1 pseudogene is annotated in these 534 nt (G+C 15.5%); it reads left to right on the forward strand.

Annotated features, from left to right (window positions below):
• Window positions 1-233, forward strand: a pseudogene (locus OYV_RS05480) (hypothetical protein); the annotation flags it as partial.
• Window positions 234-534 lie beyond the last annotated feature (301 nt).

The following is a 534-nucleotide window of genomic DNA, read 5'->3' on the forward strand; positions in this document are numbered from 1 at the left end:
TCAATGGAAAAAATATTAAAATTCCACATAATTTGACTTTGTTGTGTAAATCTTATATGAATTCACAACAATTTCAAAATTCTAATTATTTTAGTTTAAATTTATCTGGTATTCAACCAAAAAATCATTTTCTTAATAAGAATTTTAAAAAATATTTTAAATTACAAAAACTTAAATTAAAACTTAAAAAAGATTATGAAAAAAAAGATACAGATATTAAAATATTGAAATAAAGTTGAATGTCAATATTGGTATAGATATCTTGAAAATAATTATATTCAAAATTTTCAAATTTCTCTTTAATTTAATTTGATTAAATTATTTTAAATTCAATATTTTTAATTAATTTTGCTGTCTAATTGTTAGACGGCTTTTGTTGTTGGAAAAAAATAAATAAAATTATTTATAAATTTTAAAAAACTTAAAAAAACTTTAAATTATTAAAATTATTAATGCTATAATATAAGTAATAAGAAAAAGATTTTTTTAAAAGAAACAATATTTTTAAAAAACTCAGTAATCGCCTACAAAAAA

Source organism: 'Chrysanthemum coronarium' phytoplasma, assembly GCF_000744065.1.
Taxonomy (GTDB): Bacteria; Bacillota_I; Bacilli_A; order Acholeplasmatales; family Acholeplasmataceae; genus Phytoplasma; species Phytoplasma asteris.